We start from the raw sequence: 17,423 nt of genomic DNA, 5'->3' as shown, positions 1-17,423 counted from the left end.
GGGATCGGGTCGGGCCGCGGAGCCATCCGCAGGCCAAGGCTCCCGGCGTCCGCGTCAGGACGCCGGGCCGATAATTCGGAAGCTGATCGCAATCATGCGTCGCATGGGCGGCCTTATAAGGGCGCGCCGCCACAGGGTAAAGCCCGCCCCTTATCGCACGCCCTGCCCTTCGCTCTGCCGCCCCGCCCAGCGGTTCAGCCAGGCCAGCCCCGCCAGCGCCAGCCCCAGCCCCAGGAAGCTCGCCACCCGCGTCAGCCCCGACAGGCCCGAGGCATCCACCAGGAACACCTTGGCAATCGCCAGCGCGATCACCCCGGTCGCCACGCGCCGCAATCCGGGCGACCGCGCCGCGACCGACTGGTACAGAAGCCCCGCCCCCACCAGGATCAGCGCCACGGAATAGCTGTACAGCTCGCCCTGCCCCGTGGGCCGCCCCAGGCTGATCCCCGCCCCCTGCCAGACGTGGCGGATCTCGGTCCCCGCCCACAGCGCCAGAAGCCCTACCCCCGCCAGCCCCAGGCCCATCCGCACCGGTCCCGCCAGCCGCGGCATCTTCCAGGCCGCCACCGCCAGCACCAGCCCCGGCAGGCCATAGCCCACGAACAGGCTGCTCAGCACCGGCCAGCCCAGCACCCGCTCCTGATCCGACCCGACAAAGCCGTAAAGCGGGTTGCCCAAAGTGACCCCCAGGCCCAGCAACAGCGCCGCCCAGGCCCCGATCACCCCGGCCAGCGTGCGGTGGAACATGGCCAGCCAGCCCCCGACCGATCCCTTGTGCAAAAGCCCAAGCGCGATGCCAATCCACGGCAGCGCCGCCAGCGTGAACCGCCAGTGCGAGGTGAAGGCCCCCTCGCCCCAGACCGACAGCAGCCACCGCTCCACCAGCACATTGACCAGAAGCCCCGCCAGCACCAGCCCCGAAGCCTCCAGCGCCGCGCGCGCCACACGCCGCTCCAGCGGCGCGATCTGCCACAAAGCCACGCCAATCGCCGTCAGCACCCCGCCAAAGGTCACAAGGATCGACGACAGCGGCGCGTCGATCAGCCAGCCCTCCGACACAGGCCCCCAGAAGCGCCAGCCCACAAGCGCCAGCCCCGCGACAACCGCCACGCCCATCTCGGGCAGGCGGAACCGCCGGTCGAGCGCCGCCGCCGCCGCCACCATCGCGGCCAGGGCCAGCGTCAGCGGCGTGTCGGCCAGCATCAGCACCAGCGCCAGCGCGATCATCGCCATCGCCGCCAGCACCGCCCAGGCGGTGCGCCGGTGATCCGCGCCATCCGCCCGCGCAAAGGCCAGCGCCAGCCCGGCGCACAGCACCGCCACCGCCATCACATGAAAGGCCCAAGCCCCCGCGCCCAGAACCGCCACCGGTCCCCAGACCCGGTGCAGCACCAGAACCGCTATGGGCGCCAGCACCACCGCCCCCGCGCTGTGCCCCAGCACCGCCCAGGACTCGTCCTCTGCCGCCGGCCGCAGTGCCCGCCAACCTGCGGCCAGCGCCATCGCCACCGCCAGCCCCAGAAGCCAGGTCGCCGTCAGGGGCGGCGCCGTCTCGGGCGCGCGCAGCAGGATCGCTCCGGCCCGGAACTGCTCGGCCAGGGGCATCCCCGGCACGCCGGCCAGCGCAAGCCCGACCAGCCACATGCCGGCCGGCATCACAGCCAGCCCGGTCAGGCCCGGCGCACGGTCGGCCCACAGCAGCATCAGCACGGCCAGCCCCCCCAGCACGGCAAAGGCCAGCATCGCCTCGCCCGCCGGCCCGCCCACCTGCAGCACCACGCCAAGCGAGGCCACCAGCAAGGCCCCCGCCGCCAGCCGCACCGGGAACACCGGCCATCTCCCCTGCGACGCACCAAACAGCGCCGGCCCCTCGTGCCGCGGCACGACCTGCATCACCGGCACCACCACCGCCAGCAGCACCAGCCCCACCATCATCGCCAGGAACCAGACCGTGCCACCCCCGGCAAGCAGCACCAGCCAGCCGCCGCCAAAGCCGATGGCCAAGGCAAGCACCGAGATCCAGGCCCACCGCCGCACCGCATCCACCGCCAGCCCGGTCGCCGCGATCACCGCGAAATATCCGTAAAGCCAGGCCCCCGCCTGCCCGCTGCCCGAAACGATGAAGGGCGCAGCCCCCGCACCCAACAGCCCCATCGCCGCCATCAAGGGACCGTGCCGCCAGCCCAGCCCGATGGCCAAGGCGGACACCGCCACCAGCCCGGCCAACGCCGCTTCCGGCCCGATCAGCCCGTACAATTGCCGCGCCGCCAGCACGGCGGCAAACAGCGTCACCACACCCGCCGCGGAAAACACCGAAGGCAGATAGGCCGTGCTCGCCTCGGGCGCATCGCCCCACCGCCGACGGATCCACTCGCCCGCCGCGATCAGCACCGCACCCAGACCAAGCGCCGCCAGAACCCGCAGCCCCGGCGGCACCAGCCCGCGTTCAATGCCGTATTGCACCAGGAAAATCCCGGCCAGGGCCAGCGAGGCGGCAGACACCGCATAGAACCAGTTCATCCGCAGCCAGCCCATCAAGGCCGAAGCCCGGTCGGCGCGGAACACGATGGCCCGGTCCGGTCCCAGTTCCGGCTCCGGCAGCGAATCCGGCGGCTCCACAGGCGGCTTTACAGGCGGCGGGCGCATCCCCGACCAGGGCCCCGCGACCACCTCCGCCGCAAGCGCGGCCTCCTCGCGCGGCGGCGCCTCCGCCTTTGCCGGCTCATCCACCGCAATGGTGGCGGGCGGCGGCACCGACGGGACCAAAGGCGCAGCGGTGTCCGGTTTAACCACGACCCTGCGCCGCGTCTCGGCCAGATCCCGCTCGGCCTCCGACAACCGCCGTTCCAGCCCCTCGACGCGCCGCTTCACCCGCGACAGGCCGACGACCAGCGCAATCACGGTGATCGGAAGCCCCAGCACCACAGCCAGGGCAAGGATCACGCCCATGATCTCCAGCATCGCGGCACTCCCCCTGCGTCGGCGTCATGAGGCGCCCGCATCACCGCCGCGTCAAGGCCGACGCCCCGTCACGCCAAAACGCCGCGGAAGCACCGGGCTGGATCACCGGGCCTGACTACCAGGCCTGATCACCGGGGCTTGCACACGCAGCCCCGCAGGCGGATGCTGGCCATGAACCCGAACACAGGCGAGGCGCATCATGGACCCTTCGATCAACGTGCTCGGCGGCCCGCTCGAACCCTGCTCCACCTCGCCCATGACGGGTTTCTACCGCAACGGCTGTTGCGATACGGGCGCCGCCGACATGGGCCGCCACACCGTCTGCGCCCTGATGACGGCCGAGTTTCTTGCCCTGTCCAAGTACCTCGGCAACGATCTCTCCTCCCCTCGCCCGGAATACGGCTTCGCGGGGCTGAAGCCGGGCGACCGCTGGTGCCTGTGCGCCACCCGCTTCCTTCAGGCGGCCGAGGAAGGTGCCGCCCCCCATGTGCGCCTCAAGGCCACCCATCTCGCCACGCTGGACATCGTGCCGCTCGAACTGCTGAAGGCCCACGCCGTCGATGCCTGAGCCTGCGACAACGGAGCCGGTTTCCTCGCCCGATCAAGGGGCAGAAAATGGCCCTATGAGATCGCTTGAAAACGCCACCCCCGTCCCGCCCCGCTTCGACATCACCGCCGACCAGATCGACGCCGTGGTGGCCGAATTCTACGCGGTTGTGCGAAGCCATCCCGGCATGGGTCCGGTGTTTGCCGCGCATGTCACCGACTGGCCCGCGCACGAAGCAAAGATCGCCCGCTTCTGGCGCAATGCGATCCTTTTCGAACGCAGCTACGACGGCAATCCGATGGTGGTCCACCGCGCCGCGGGCAATGTCCGCAGCCCGATGTTCGATGTCTGGCTCGGCCTGTTCGATTCCGTCCTGCGGCGCGAACTTGCCCCAGAGACGGCCGCCGCCTGGTCAGCCCTGGCGCACCGCATCGGTCGCGGCCTGCGCATGGGCGTGGAAGACCGCGACCATCCGGTGCCGAGCCTTCGCTGAGAAGCCAAAGGTAAAGTCCAAGTTAATCCGGGCTCGCAAGCCATTGATTTTCCTTGGTCTGACCAGGCGTCCGAGCTCGGACGCTCAGTCCTGGACGCAGACCTGCCGCTGGTTGCCCAGCCCCTCGATCCCCAGTTCCACCACATCCCCCGCCTTCAGGAAGGTCGGTGGCTTCATCCCCAGCCCCACACCCGGAGGCGTCCCGGTCGAGATGATATCGCCCGGATGCAGCGTGAAGAACTGGCTGAGGTAGGACACCAGATGCGCCACCCCATAGACCATGGTCTTGGTGGACCCGTCCTGCATGGTCTTCCCGTTCACGGTCAGCCACATCTTCAGGTCCTGCGGATCGGCCACTTCGTCGGTCGTCACCAGCCAGGGCCCGGTCTGGCCAAAGTTGTCGCAGCTCTTGCCCTTGGTCCACTGCCCCGAGCGCTCGGTCTGGAACGCCCGCTCCGACACGTCATTAATGACGCAATAGCCGGCCACATGGTTCAGGGCGTCGGCCTCGGTCACATACTTGGCCGCCTTGCCGATCACCACGCCCAGCTCGACCTCCCAGTCGGTCTTGACCGACCCGCGCGGGATCAGGATCGGGTCATGCGGCCCACAGATGGCCGAGGTCGCCTTCATGAAGATGATCGGCTCCGGCGGCACCTTCGCCCCGGTCTCGGCCGCATGGTCCGAATAGTTCAACCCGATGCAGATGAACTTGCCCGTCCCGCCCACGCAGGCGCCCAACCGCGGATTGCCCTCCACCAGCGGCAAGCCTTCGACGTCCAGATGCTTCAGGTCGCCAAGCCGCGTCAGCACCTCGCCCGAGATGTCGCCCACGATCCCCGAAAGATCGCGGATCTGGCCCGCAGCATCCAGCACACCCGGCTTCTCGGCCCCGCGCGGCCCATAACGCAGCAGTTTCATCGACATTCTCCCGTCACGATTCGGGCGGCAGACTAGCCGCCCTCTCCCGCGGCTGCACCCCCCTAACGTCAGGGCAAGGGCGGCAGACCCGCCGCTGCGCGCAGCCCGGCATCGCGCACGTCCAGCTCCTGCCCGGCCAGTGCCGCCGCCGCCGGTCCGCACAGCCAGGCAATCGCCCGGGCGGGTTCTTCCGCCGGAGCCAGCGCCGCCCGCGGGATCTGCGACACTTCATTGATGCCCGAGGCGCGGATTTCGCCCTGCATCCCCGTATCCACCACGCCCGGCGCAAAGCCGAAGATGCGGATACCCGCCGCGCCATATTCCAGATGGACCGAGCGGGTCAGCATGGCCAGCCCCGCCTTGCCCGCGCAATAGGCGCTCCAGCCTTCCAGCGGCCGCCGGGCCGCACCCGAGGACAGGTTGACGATCACCCCGCCGCCGCGCGGCTCCATCATCCGCACCGCCGCGCGCACCACGGCATAGGCGCCCACCAGGTTCACCGCGATGTTGCCGGCCCAGTCGTCCACCGCGACGTCGGCAATGCGCCCGATGGGTCCGATCACCCCGGCATTGTTCACGACGATGTCAAAGCCCTCGGCCACCAGCGCCTCGATTCCGACCGTGTCGGTCGCTTCGCAGACCACGCCCCGCGCGGCAGGGCCGGCCGCGGTGGTGCCCGCGGCGCGGCGGCAGGTGAAGGTCACTTCGGCCCCGCGCGCCGCCAGTTCCTGCGCCACCGCCAGCCCGATGCCGCGGTTGCCGCCCGTCACCAGTGCGCACTTGCCTGCCAGATCGCCCATCCCAGCCTCCGGTTCCATTGCGGCGGTCACCAAAGCCGCGGCGCCGGGGGCTGTCAACCGCGCGGCTCTCCCGCCGGATGGCCCCGCCCCCAGGTGCCCGCCGCATCGCGTCGCAGCATCGCCGCCTCGGTCCCCTCCAGTCGCGCGATGGCAGCCTCGACCGACCCGCTTTCCGCCAGCGCCCGCTGCCAGATGCGCAGCGCCGATTGCGGGCTCCAGGGCAGGGCCGCGCCAGCCAGCCAGCGACGCAGGTCGAGCGGCAATCCGTCAAAGCTGCGCATCGCGTCGGGTCGCGGGCGGCCCTTCAGCCCCGTGCGCAGATTGCGCCGCATCGGCTCAGACCACCGCCCGCCCCCAGGCCGGGAAGGGATCGTCCAGCCGCGACCAGCGTTCGGGCCGCATTCTTTCGTCATCGACCAGCGCCCCGTCCAACGCCACCGTGATCGCCGCCCGGTCCAACCCCGCGCCGATGAACACCAGCTCTTGCCGCCGGTCGCCCCAGGGCTCTTGCAAGTTCCGGGCAATCTCCGCCTGCGCCTCGGGATGGTCCGGCCGCCGCGCCTCGGGCACCGCCGCCCACCAGCGACCAAGCGGCGAGACCGAAGACATTGCCCCGGCCAGCGAGAACTCTGCCGCCCAGTCGGGCCGCGTGGCGATCCAGAAATGCCCCTTCGCGCGGATCACCCCCGGCAGAGGCCCGTTCAGAACCCGGTGCAACCGCGCGGGATGGAACGGCCGCCGGGCCCGGTACACGAAGGAGGCGATGCCGTATTCCTCGGTCTCGGGCACATGGTCGCCAAAGCCGTACAATTCCTTCGCCCACATCGGATGCATATGCGCCCGGTCAAAGTCGAAGAGCCCCGTCCCCAGGATCGCCCCCGGCGGCACCCGGCCGAAATCCGTCTCGATCACCCGCGCCTCGGGGTTCAGCGCGCGCAGGATCGTCCGCGCCGCCGCCGCGCGCTCAAAGCCTGCCGCGCCCACCTTGTTCAGCACGATCACATCGGCGAACTCGATCTGGTAGGTCAGCAGGTTCACAAGGCTGCGCTCGTCGCCCTCGCCCGCTACCTCGCCGCGGTCTGCCAGGAAATCGTGGCTGGAATAATCGGCCAGCAGGTTCACCGCATCCACCACCGTCACCATCGTGTCCAGCCGCGCCACATCGGCCAGGCTCTGCCCCTCGGCATCGCGGAAGTCGAAGGTCGCGGCCACTGGCAGGGGCTCGGCGATCCCGGTCGATTCGATCAGGAGGTGCTCGAACCGCCCCGCCTCGGCCAGCCGCCGCACCTCGACCAAGAGGTCGTCGCGCAGCGTGCAGCAGATGCAGCCGTTGGTCATTTCCACCAGCTTCTCCTCGGTGCGGCTCAACCCCGCCCCCTCGCGCACCAGATCGGCGTCGATGTTCACCTCGGACATGTCGTTCACGATCACGGCCACCCGCAGGCCGTCGCGGTTGTTCAGCACATGGTTCAGAAGCGTGGTCTTGCCGGCCCCCAGAAAGCCGGACAGCACGGTGACGGGAAGGCGTTGGTCGGTCATGGCGCACCTGTAATGTTATACAATAACAATACAGGCCCCGGCAGCAGGGGCAACCCCCCGGCCCGACCGCTTCAGCCGATGATCTCGAAGCGGTCCACGTCCACCAGCCCCCGGTCGGTGATCTTCAGATGCGGAATCACCGGCAGCGCCAGGAAGGCCAGTTGCAGGAAGGGCTCCTCCAGCACTACGCCCATGCTCTTTGCCGCCGCGCGCAGGTCGACCAGCCGGTCATGCACCACCTCGAACGGCTCAAGGCTCATCAGCCCCGCCACCGGCAGCGCCAGTTCCGCCAGCACGCGGCCCCCCAGCACCACGACGAACCCGCCCTCGATCTCGCGCAGGCGGTTCGCCGCCAGTGCCATGTCGGCATAATCCGCCCCCACCACCGCGATGTTGTGATGGTCGTGGCACACGGTCGAGCCGATCGCCCCGCGCTGCAACCCGAAGCCCTTCACGAAACCCGTCGCCCGGTTGCCGTTCTTCCCGTGCCGCTCGATCACCGCGATCTTCACAAGGTCGCGCGCCACGTCCGGCCGCTTGTCGCCATCCACCGGCGCGATGTCGAAACTCAGGTGCTCGGTGATGATCTTGCCCGGCAGGATGCCGATCACCGGCGTCTCGGCCCGGTTGCCGCCGGTGCGGAAATCCTCCGCCACGACCTGCCCGGCCTTCACCGACCCCCGCGCCACCGGCTCCACCCACCCGCGCGCCGCAAAGGCCGCGGCATCGGCCACCACGCCGCCCGCCAGCACAAGGCTCGCATGGCACCCCTCCAGCGAGTCGATCACCGCAATGTCGGCCCGCTTGCCCGGCGCGATCAGCCCGCGGTCCTTCAGGCCGAAGGCTTCCGCCGCCGAAAGCGAGGCCGCGCGATAGACCGCCAGCGCAGGCTGTCCCATGGCAATCGCCGTGCGGATCATATGGTCCAGATGCCCGTGCTCGGCGATGTCCAGCGGGTTGCGGTCATCGGTGCACAGGCACAGATAGGGCGAGAACCGCTCGGTCAAAAGCGGCGCCAGCGCGTGCAGGTCCTTCGACACCGACCCCTCGCGGATCAGCACCCGCATCCCCTTGCGCAGCTTCTCCAGCCCCTCTTCGTAAGTCGTGGCCTCATGCTCGGTGCGGATGCCCGCCGCCAGATAGCCGTTCAGGTCATTGCCCCGCAAAAGCGGCGCATGGCCGTCGATGTGCCGGCCCCGGAACGTCTCCAGCTTGGCCAGACAGCCCTCGTCCTTCATCAGCACGCCGGGAAAGTTCATGAACTCGGCAAGGCCAATGACCTTGGGGTGATCCATCAGCCCCACCAGATCCGCCGCCTCCAGCCGCGCGCCGGCCGTCTCCATATGTGTCGAGGGCACGCAGGACGACAGCTGCACCCGCAAATCCATCACCAGATGCGCCGAGGCTTCCAGGAAGTACCGAATCCCCGCCAGGCCGCAGACATTGGCAATCTCGTGCGGATCGCAGATCGCCGTGGTCACGCCGCGCGGACAGACGCAGCGGTCGAACTCGAAGGGCGTCACGGCCGAGCTCTCCACATGCAGATGCGTGTCGATGAATCCCGGCACCAGCACGCGGCCCGCCAAGTCGATCTCGCGCCGCCCCTGATAGGTTCCAAGGACCCCGACGATGGTATCGCCGCAGATCGCCACGTCGGTCTCGACCAGATCGCCCGACACCAGGTCGAAGACGCGCCCGCCCTTCAGCACAAGATCGGCGGGCGCGACCCCGCGCCCCTGGTCGATAAGGTCGGCAAGTGCGGGACGGGTCATGGCTGGCTCCTTTTGCGGCAGCAAACCCCAAGCCCCGCCCGCCGTCCAGCCCTCGCCCCGGCGCAGGCCCCTCGCTCCGTCAGAACGCCCGCCTGGGCGCCGCCCAAGCCAGGCGCCCTCTTGCATCCCCCCGCCCGGAATGAGACGTCTCGGCCAAGGAATCCCCCATGTCTCCCCTGCGCGGCATCGCCTTCAAACTGGCCTCGGTCCTGGTCTTCATCGTGATGTCCGCGATGATCAAGGCCACCGCCCCCCATGTGCCAGGGGGCGAGGCGGTGTTCTTCCGGTCCTTCTTCGCCATTCCGGTCATCGTGATCTGGCTCGCCTACCGGCGCGAGCTGCGCACCGGCTTCAACACCGTCAACCCGATGGGCCATGTCTGGCGCGGCTTTGCCGGCACGGTCGCCATGGGGCTCGGCTTCTCGGCGCTCGGCTTTCTGCCGCTGCCCGAGGTCACGGCACTCGGCTACGCCGCGCCGCTCCTGACCGTGATCTTCGCCGCCATGTTCCTGGGCGAGGATGTGCGCTTCTTCCGCATGGCCTCTGTGGCGCTTGGCCTGGTCGGCGTGATGATCGTCCTCTCGCCCCGCCTCACCCTTGTCAGCGGTGACACCGCCGGCCAGCGCGAGGCTTTCGGCGCCATGCTCGTCCTGGGCAGCGCGGTCTTCGCCGCGCTCGCACAGGTCTTCGTGCGCAAGCTCGTCCACACCGAACAGACCGCCGCCATCGTGTTCTGGTTCTCGCTGACCGCCACCTGCCTGTCGCTCATCACCCTTCCCTTCGGCTGGGTCGTGCCCACGCCTTGGGAAGCGGCGCTACTGGTGGGGGCCGGGCTTCTGGGTGGGGTCGGGCAGATCCTTCTCACCTCCAGCTACCGCCACGCCGATGCCTCGCTGGTCGCGCCCTTCGACTATGCCTCGATGCTCTTCGCCCTTGCCTTCGGCTATTTCTTCTTCGCCGAAACGCCGACCTGGACCATGCTCGGCGGTGCCGCGTTGATCGTGACGGCGGGCATCCTCATCATCTGGCGCGAACGCAGGCTTGGCCTCGAACGTGCCCGCCAGCGCAAATCGATGACCCCGCACGGCTAGGGCCCGCCCCGACCGCCGCGCCGCAGTCAAGCGTGGCAATCCGCACCAGACACCCGCGGCCTTCGCACCCAGGCATGACGCGCAGCAAGACCCCGGTCAGGTGGCGCGCCTCCTGGCGCCGCCCCGCCCAGGAACCCTGCTGCTGCCCTGGCCAAGGGCGCTCCGCCCTCCCCGATTCTTGCCCGCCGGCAGAAAAGTCCAGCATCCGCGCGTCTGGCAGGCTCGGCAATTCTTACCGCCGAGTTAATGCGTGACTGCAAGCCATTGAAATCATTACATCCAACCAAGCGTCCGAGCTCGGACGCCTCCCCGCCGCATGGCCACGGCCCCGCGGCCCTGCCATGATGCCCCTATGGCCCAGCCCCATGCCCAAGCCTCGGCCGAGGACCGCGACCTCCTCCTGACCGCCCTCACCGTCGCGGGCCTCTTCCTGGGCTTTCTCGCCCGCACCGCCGGCGACCTCCCCTTCCAGTGGGCGGGCTTCACCCTCGCCTACCTAGCAGGCGGCGTCCCCCCCGGCCTCTCCGCCCTGCGCTCCCTCACTCGGGACCGGGTCCTCGACATCGACCTCCTCATGGTCGTGGCCGCCCTCGCCGCCGCCTGGGTCGGCGCCCCGCTGGAAGGCGCCGTCCTCCTCACCCTCTTCAGCCTCTCCGAGACCCTCGAACACCGCGCCATGGGCCGCGCCCGCCGCGCCGTCGAGGCCCTCATGGCGCTGCGCCCCGACACCGCCCTGAAGAAGACCCCCACCGGCGTGACCGAGATCCCGACCGCCAGCCTCCTGCCCGGCGACCTGGTGATCCTCCGCCCCGGCGCCCGCGTCCCCGTGGACGGGGTCATCCGGTCCGGCGAGGGCGGCTTCGACGAGGCCACCATCACGGGCGAATCCATGCCCGTCCACCACGCCCCCGGCCAGCCGGTGCTGGAGGCCACGGTGAACCTGTCGGCCGTGATCGAAATGGAGGTCACCCGGCCCACCGCCGAAAGCACCGTGGCCCGGATGATCCGCCTGGTCACCGAGGCGCAGGCCGCCCGCTCCCCCTCGGAACGCTTCTCCGACTGGTTCGGCCAGCGCTACACCGTGGGCGTCCTCGCGGGTTCAGTCGCGGCCTGGGCTCTGTTCCGCTGGACAGGCACTCCTCCCGACCAGGCGCTCTATCGTGCCGCCACCCTGCTGGTCGCCGCCAGCCCCTGCGCCGTGGTGATCTCGGTCCCATCCGCGATCCTCTCCGCCCTCTCCGCCGCCGCCCGCGGCGGGGTGCTGTTCAAGGGCGGCACCGCGCTGGAGACCCTGGCTGCGGTCAAGTCCTTCGCCTTCGACAAGACCGGCACCCTGACCACGGGCAAGGCCGAGGTCACGGGCCTCGCTGCTCCGGGTATGGAGGAGGGCGCGTTCCTTGCCCTCTTCGCGGGGCTCGAAGCCCAGTCCGAGCATCCCATCGCCGGCGCGATCCGGCGGGCGGCCGAGGCGCGGGGCGTGACCGTCGTGCCGGCCGAGGCGGTGCGGGCCTTGCCGAGCGAGGGGATCGTGGCGGGCGATGGCGCGGCGCCGCTGTGGGCCGGCAACCGGCGGATGCTGGCGCGGATGGGGGTGGAGGCGGTGCCGGACGGGATCGAGGCGCTGGCCGACGGGGCCGAGACGGTGGTCTGGCTGGGACGCGGACACCGGGTGCTGGGGGCGGTGACGGTGGCCGACCGCCCGCGGGAAAGCTCGGCCGCTGGGCTGGCGGCGCTGCGCACGGGGGGCGTCAGCCGGATCGCCATGATGACCGGGGACCGGCGGGCGGTGGCCGAGCGGATCGGGCGCGACCTGGGGCTGGCGCCGGAGGAGATTCACGCCGACCTCTTGCCGGGAGGGAAGGTGGATCTGGTGGCGGGGCTCGCTTCGGCGGGGCGGGTGGCCTTCGTGGGGGACGGGGTCAACGATGCCGCCGCGCTGGCCCGGGCGGATGTTGGGATCGCCATGGGGGTGGGGGGCAGCGAGGTGGCGCTCCAGACCGCCGATGTGGCCCTTCTGTCCGAGGACATGACCCGGCTGGCCGAGGCGCACCGGCTGGCCCGGCGCACGGCCGGCGTGATCCGGCAGAACCTGGCCTTTGCCCTGGGGGCCATGGTCCTGCTGGTCACGGGGGCCCTGTTCCTTGACCTGCCCCTGCCCCTGGCGGTCGTTGGGCATGAGGGGGGCACGGTCCTGGTGGTGCTGAACGGGCTGCGGCTGCTGGCCGACCCGATCCGGGGCAAGGGCTAGGCGTCCGAGCTCGGACGCCTAGCCGGACTCAATTTTTTCAATAGGTTGCAAGTCCGAATTAACTTGGACTTCACACTTTTCGCTGCCAAACTCGCTCGAACGAACTTGCGGGTTTCTTCCAGAAAACCTGCCTCCCCCTCTACCGTTCGGCCCGTGATCGGAGCCGCGTCTCGATGTGACGCAGGGCGAGGCTGAGGGTGATGGTGATCGTCAGGTAGATCAGCGCCACCACGTTGTAGGTCTCGAAGTAGCGGAAGTTGCCCGCCGCCGTGACCTTGCCCAACTGGGTCACGTCTGTGACGCCCAGAACGGAGACCAGCGAGGAGTCCTTCACCATGGCCACGAAATCGTTGCCCAGGGGCGGCAGGACCATGCGGAAGGCCTGGGGAAAGACGATGAAGCGGAAGCGCTGCCAGCCGTTCAGGCCAAGCGCCTCGGCGGCCTCGATCTGGCCCTTGTCCACCGCCTGCAACCCGGCACGGAAGATCTCGGCCAGGAAGGCGGAATAGGCGAGCGCCAGCGCCGCCACGGCGCGCCACAGAAGCGGCACGTCGCGCGCCCGTGCCGTGGGCAGGCCGAACCAGTTCCACGCCCATACGAGCGCGGGCACGGCGACGAAGGCCACATAAAGCAGAAGCACGATGATCGGGACGCCGCGCATCACCTCGATGTACAGCCGGCAGGCCTGGCGCAGGACGATCCAGCGCGACAGGCCGCCGAGCGCGAGCAGAAGCCCCAGGATGCAGGCGGTGACATAGGCGATCAGGGTGACAAGGATCGTGATCCGGATCCCCTTGGACAGCGTGGCCAGCGCCTGGGCATAGACCTCGTCGGAGAGGACCTCCCAGAACAGGTAAAGGCCCGTCACCACGACGATGACGAGCCACCAGGGAAAATCCTTGTCCGGTTGGGAATTGGGAGTCATGAGAAGAGGCCCCGGCCTACGCCGGGGCGGGGGTCTCACTCACCCATCTTGTAGTCGAGGAACCACTTCTTGTTCAGCGCCTCGAAGGTGCCGTCGGCCTTGAGTTCGGCGATGGCGGCGTTCATCGGGGCCACCAGGTCGGAGCCTTTGGGGAAGATGAAACCGAAATCTTCCGAGGCGAGCGGCTCGCCGATGATCTTCAGTCCGCCGTTCGAGGCGGCGACATAGCCGTTCGCGGCGGTGGAATCCGACAGCGTGAGATCCACGTCACCGGTCTTCAGCGCCTCAAGCCCCGCGCCGAAGGTTTCGAACTTGATGACGCGGGGGTTTTCCTCGTTGCCGTCGAGGATGTTGTAGATCGCGGCATAGAAGGGCGAGGTGCCCGGCTGGGCCGAAACCAGCAGTTCGGGGTTGGCCGCGAAGCTGGCCGCGTCGGTGAAGCGGGCTTCATCGCCACGCACGATCATCAGCATTTCCGACCGCATGTAGGGCTCGGAGAAATCGACCTTTTCCTTGCGGTCTTCCTTGATGGTGATGCCGGTCATGCCCATGTCGTACTGGCCTTCGGCCACCGCCGGGATCATCGCATCCCAAGACGTGTTTTCGTACTTCACGGTGATGTTGAGCTTCTTCGCGATGGCGTCCATCGCGTCGTACTCCCAGCCGATCGGCTTGCCCGCCTTGTCGAGGAATTGCAGCGGCGGATAGGCGTTTTCGGTCACCACGGTCACTTCGCGGCCGCCGAGGTCGGGCACTTCGGCGAAGGCGGGGGCGAAGGCGGCGGTCAGGGCCAGCGTCAGGCCGGCGAGGGCAAGTTTCATCGGGGACTCCCTGTGGTTCTTGAAGGCGTCTTTTCTGGCGGCAGACTATGGCAGCAGGCCGGGGGAAAGGGCAAGTGACCGCGCAAGCAGGATGGCGGGACCGTTCAGTATCGCGCGTCCTCCAGCCCGCAGAACGGATCGTGCGGCGGCGTGCCGGCAAAGGGCGCGCGGCCCAGAAGGCAATCGACCACCGCCGCCTGCATCGAGGGCATCGAGGCATAGGCGTTGACGTAAGCGGGCACGCGTGGGGCATCGTAGAGGTAGTAGGGGAAGCCGAACGAGACCATCAGCGTGGGGATCTCGTGCCAGTGCCGTTCCATCGCCGGGCCGAAGCCGCCCATGACCTTGGCCCAATCCAGGAAGATGCGCCCACGGGTCAGCAACGTTTCTTCGGCGAAGGCAAAGACCATCAGGTCCCAGTCGGCAGGGTGCATGTGCTGGCCGGGCTGGAACAGCGTGATCTCGAACCCTTCGGCGCGCATCAGGTCGGGCAGGTCGAGCGGGATGGGATGCGGGAAGAAGGGTTGCACCACCCCACCGGAGACCATCAGCACGCGGCGGTGTCTCGCGGGGGACAACGGCAGAAGGCCCTTCACATCCTTCACCAGCGTCGGCGCACGCGCGGTGACGGCGCGGGCGGTGGCGCGGTCCTGCGGCTGGCCGAGTTTCGCGAGGTTCGAGACGGGGCGGGCCTTGTGCAGGCCAAGAGCGGCCTTCAGGCCAAGCGTGCGCGTCAGCGCCTCGGTGAGCCTTTGTTGCGGGATGCGTCCATCGGCGATGGCGGCTTCGATGAGCGCGAGGTCGCCCTCGGGATCGTCGGAGAAGAGGATCAGGTCGCAGCCGGCGGTGATGACCTGCGGCAACATCTCGCTGCGCGCGGCCCAGGCGCAGAAGCCGGCCATGGGCGTGGCATCTGACACGATGACGCCGTTGAAGCCGAGCCTGTCGCGCAGAAGCGTGGTGGTCAGGGTGTGGCTTACGGTGGCGGGGCGGAAGGCCTCGATCCCCGCCTGGGGGTCGATGGAGCGCACGAAGGCCGGAAAGGCAATATGCGCCGACATGACCGATTTCACGCCCGCCGCGATGGCGGCGCGGTAGAGGCGGCCATGCGTCGCCTCCCACGCCTCGACCGAAAGGGGGTTGATGGTGGTGACAAGGTGCTGGTCGCGGTCGTCATGCCCCTCGCCCGGCCAGTGCTTGACGGTGGCGGCGACGCCGGCCGCCTGGAACTCGGCGATCTGGGCCAGCGCCTGCGCCTCGATCTTGTCGACCTCGGCGCCGAAACCGCGGGTGGCGACGATGGCCGAGCGGAAGGCGGCGTTGATGTCGATGACGGGCGTGAAGGTCCAGTTCACGCCGATGGCGCGGGCTTCCTCGGCCATGATGCGGGCGATCTGGCGGCTGGCCTGGATGTCGTTCACCGCGGCCAGCGCCAGCGGGTTCGGCACTTCGGTGCCGAAGGGCAGGCTCATGCGCGAGCCTTCGAGATCGGAGGAGACGAGGAGCGGCAGCTTCGCCTGGGCCTGGGCGGCGGTGAGGAAGGCAGCCTCGCCGGGGCCGTCGGGGCTGAAGAAGCGGGTGATGCCGGCGGGGGCGAGTGCGCCCAGGCGGGGCAGTTCCGCCGGGTCGAAGCCGCGCGAGAGATGGACGAAGAGATGCCCCGCCTTTTCGCGCGGGGTCATGGCGGCGAGGGTGGATTGCACCCAGGCGATGCCCTCTGCATCCAGCCCGAAGGGCGCGGCGGTGAGGTCGATGGTCATGTCTTTCCTCCATGCAGGTGGCCGCAGACCGGGCAATCCGGGTTCCGCGAGGTGCGGATCACCCGGGCCTCGGCGTAGAGCCCGTCGTAGATCATCATCCGGCCCGCCAGCGTCTCGCCCGCGCCGGTCAGGTGCTTCACCGCCTCCATCGCCATCATCGAGCCGAGGATCCCCGGCAGGGGCGCGGCCACGCCGACCTCGGCGCAGGTGGGGACCATGCCGGGGGCGGGGCGGTCTGGGAAGACGCAGGCATAGCAGGGCGTGCCGCGGGCGGGATCGTAGAGCGCGATCTGGCCTTCCCACTGCGTGAGGGCGGCGGCGATCAGCGGCTTGCCGGCGGCCACGGCGGCGGCGTTCACGGCGTAGCGGGTGTCGAAGTTGTCGGAGCCGTCCAGGATCAGGTCGCAGGCCGGGAACAGCTCGGCGGCGGCGGAGGCGTCCAGCCGGCGGCGATGGGGCACCACGGTGACATGGGGGTTCAGCGCGCGCATCGCCTCGGACGCCGAGGCGACCTTGGGCTGGCCGATGCGGTCGCCCGAATGAATGATCTGGCGCTGGAGGTTCGAGGCATCTACCACGTCGTCGTCGATGACATGGATCGTGCCCACCCCGGCCGCGGCCAGGTACAGAAGCGCGGGCGAGCCAAGGCCCCCTGCCCCGACCACCAGCACGGTCGCGTCCTTCATGCGGCGCTGGCCGGGGCCGCCGATCTCACGCAAGAGGATATGGCGGGCGTAGCGGTCAAGCTCGGCGGGGCTGAACGGGCCGGGAGCTGCCGGCGCGGCAGGCATGGCGGCGGGCTTTGCCCGCGCGCGAAGGTGCAGAAGCAGGGCGCGGTAGCCGATCACCAGCGCCGCCAAGCCGCCGAGGACCGCCCAGGGTTCGACCTGGCCGCCGGTGGCAACCCGCAAGGGATGGCCGGCGGGCAGCAGCAGCTGCACCAGCACCACCCCGGCCCAGATCAGCGCAAGCCCGGCAATCCGCAGGCGGGTGGGCAGGCCGATCAGCCAGCCCAGGCCCCAGACCGCCGCCATCAGGATCAGGACCGGCAGCATCCGCGCCTCACGACCGCCCGGTCGAGCCGAAGCCGCCCTCGCCGCGCCCGGTATCGGACAGGCGGTCCACCACGCGGAAGCCCGTCTGCACAACCGGGGCCACGATCATCTGCGCGATGCGGTCGCCGTGGTGGATGGTGTAGGGCGCAGGTCCAAGGTTCACCAAGGCCACGCCAAGCGGCCCGCGATAATCGCTGTCGATGGTGCCGGGCGTGTTGGGCAGGGTGATCCCGTGCTTGGTGGCCAGGCCGGAGCGCGGGCGGATTTGCATTTCGAAGCCCGGCGGGATTTCCACCCGGATGCCGGTCGCCACGATGCGCCGTTCCATCGGCGCCAGCGTCACGCCTTCGGCGCGCTCGTTGGGCGGCAGGTTGGCGCGGATGTCGGCCCCGGCGGCGCCAGGGGTTTCATAGGCGGGCAAGGGCAGGCCGCGGTCGGCCCAGTCCTCGAACAGGATCAGCACTTCGGGAATCATCACGCCCCTGCCCGT

15 protein-coding genes are annotated in these 17,423 nt (G+C 69.6%); 4 read left to right on the top strand and 11 right to left on the bottom strand.

From position 1 onward, the window contains the following. Nucleotides 1–150: 150 nt before the first annotated feature. Nucleotides 151–2,961: a DUF2339 domain-containing protein gene (locus JO391_RS03360; RefSeq protein ID WP_220662791.1), complete on the bottom strand. Its 2,811-nt coding sequence runs from the start codon at nt 2,959–2,961 to the stop codon at nt 151–153. Between the two features lie 199 nt (nt 2,962–3,160). Here JO391_RS03360 and JO391_RS03355 point away from each other — a divergent pair, with 199 nt between their 5' ends. Then, entirely contained in the window at nt 3,161–3,529 is a 369-nt protein-coding gene (locus JO391_RS03355) for a DUF2237 family protein (RefSeq protein WP_220662790.1), read from the top strand. Nucleotides 3,530–3,584: 55 nt separating this feature from the next. Beyond that, a complete protein-coding gene (locus JO391_RS03350; RefSeq protein ID WP_220662789.1) occupies nt 3,585–4,001 on the top strand; it encodes a group III truncated hemoglobin in 417 nt (138 codons plus the stop codon). An 84-nt stretch (nt 4,002–4,085) separates the two neighbouring features. On the opposite strand, the gene JO391_RS03345 is transcribed toward JO391_RS03350, so the two are convergent. The 5 genes from JO391_RS03345 to ade form a co-directional block, all read right to left on the bottom strand. Then, entirely contained in the window at nt 4,086–4,922 is an 837-nt protein-coding gene (locus JO391_RS03345) for a fumarylacetoacetate hydrolase family protein (RefSeq protein WP_220662788.1), read from the bottom strand. 68 nt (nt 4,923–4,990) lie between these two features. Then, nucleotides 4,991–5,722 (bottom strand): SDR family NAD(P)-dependent oxidoreductase, encoded by a 732-nt coding sequence (locus JO391_RS03340; protein WP_220662787.1) that lies wholly within the window; start codon nt 5,720–5,722, stop codon nt 4,991–4,993. Nucleotides 5,723–5,775: 53 nt separating this feature from the next. Further along, a complete protein-coding gene (locus JO391_RS03335; RefSeq protein ID WP_220662786.1) occupies nt 5,776–6,054 on the bottom strand; it encodes a DUF6525 family protein in 279 nt (92 codons plus the stop codon). Between the two features lie 4 nt (nt 6,055–6,058). Then, complete coding sequence (locus JO391_RS03330; protein WP_220662785.1) at nt 6,059–7,261, bottom strand: GTP-binding protein; 1,203 nt, start codon at nt 7,259–7,261, stop codon at nt 6,059–6,061. Between the two features lie 71 nt (nt 7,262–7,332). Continuing rightward, nucleotides 7,333–9,033, bottom strand: a complete 1,701-nt coding sequence (ade, locus tag JO391_RS03325) for an adenine deaminase (RefSeq protein ID WP_220662784.1) — start codon at nt 9,031–9,033, stop codon at nt 7,333–7,335. 167 nt (nt 9,034–9,200) lie between these two features. Here ade and JO391_RS03320 point away from each other — a divergent pair, with 167 nt between their 5' ends. After that, nucleotides 9,201–10,124: a DMT family transporter gene (locus tag JO391_RS03320; RefSeq protein WP_220662783.1), complete on the top strand. Its 924-nt coding sequence runs from the start codon at nt 9,201–9,203 to the stop codon at nt 10,122–10,124. Nucleotides 10,125–10,476: 352 nt separating this feature from the next. Further along, nucleotides 10,477–12,372 (top strand): heavy metal translocating P-type ATPase, encoded by a 1,896-nt coding sequence (locus tag JO391_RS03315; RefSeq protein WP_220662782.1) that lies wholly within the window; start codon nt 10,477–10,479, stop codon nt 12,370–12,372. Nucleotides 12,373–12,511: 139 nt separating this feature from the next. Here JO391_RS03315 and JO391_RS03310 read toward each other — a convergent pair whose 3' ends face one another. The 5 genes from JO391_RS03310 to dut all read right to left on the bottom strand — a co-directional run bounded on the left by JO391_RS03310 (nt 12,512) and on the right by dut (nt 17,408). Further along, nucleotides 12,512–13,297 (bottom strand): amino acid ABC transporter permease, encoded by a 786-nt coding sequence (locus JO391_RS03310; protein ID WP_220662781.1) that lies wholly within the window; start codon nt 13,295–13,297, stop codon nt 12,512–12,514. A 35-nt stretch (nt 13,298–13,332) separates the two neighbouring features. Continuing rightward, the gene (locus JO391_RS03305) at nt 13,333–14,118 is read right to left on the bottom strand and encodes a transporter substrate-binding domain-containing protein (RefSeq protein WP_220662780.1); all 786 of its coding nucleotides are present in this window, start codon (nt 14,116–14,118) and stop codon (nt 13,333–13,335) included. A 104-nt stretch (nt 14,119–14,222) separates the two neighbouring features. Continuing rightward, nucleotides 14,223–15,878, bottom strand: a complete 1,656-nt coding sequence (locus JO391_RS03300) for a glycoside hydrolase family 3 protein (protein ID WP_220662779.1) — start codon at nt 15,876–15,878, stop codon at nt 14,223–14,225. After that, entirely contained in the window at nt 15,875–16,933 is a 1,059-nt protein-coding gene (locus JO391_RS03295) for a HesA/MoeB/ThiF family protein (RefSeq protein ID WP_220662778.1), read from the bottom strand. Before JO391_RS03295 ends, JO391_RS03300 begins: the two co-directional genes overlap by 4 nt. Nucleotides 16,934–16,940: 7 nt before the next feature. Beyond that, nucleotides 16,941–17,408: a dUTP diphosphatase gene (gene dut, locus JO391_RS03290; RefSeq protein ID WP_220664428.1), complete on the bottom strand. Its 468-nt coding sequence runs from the start codon at nt 17,406–17,408 to the stop codon at nt 16,941–16,943. Nucleotides 17,409–17,423 lie beyond the last annotated feature (15 nt).

The organism is Neotabrizicola shimadae (assembly GCF_019623905.1).
GTDB lineage: Bacteria > Pseudomonadota > Alphaproteobacteria > Rhodobacterales > Rhodobacteraceae > Neotabrizicola > Neotabrizicola shimadae.
This window is presented reverse-complemented; position numbering and strand designations above follow the sequence as displayed.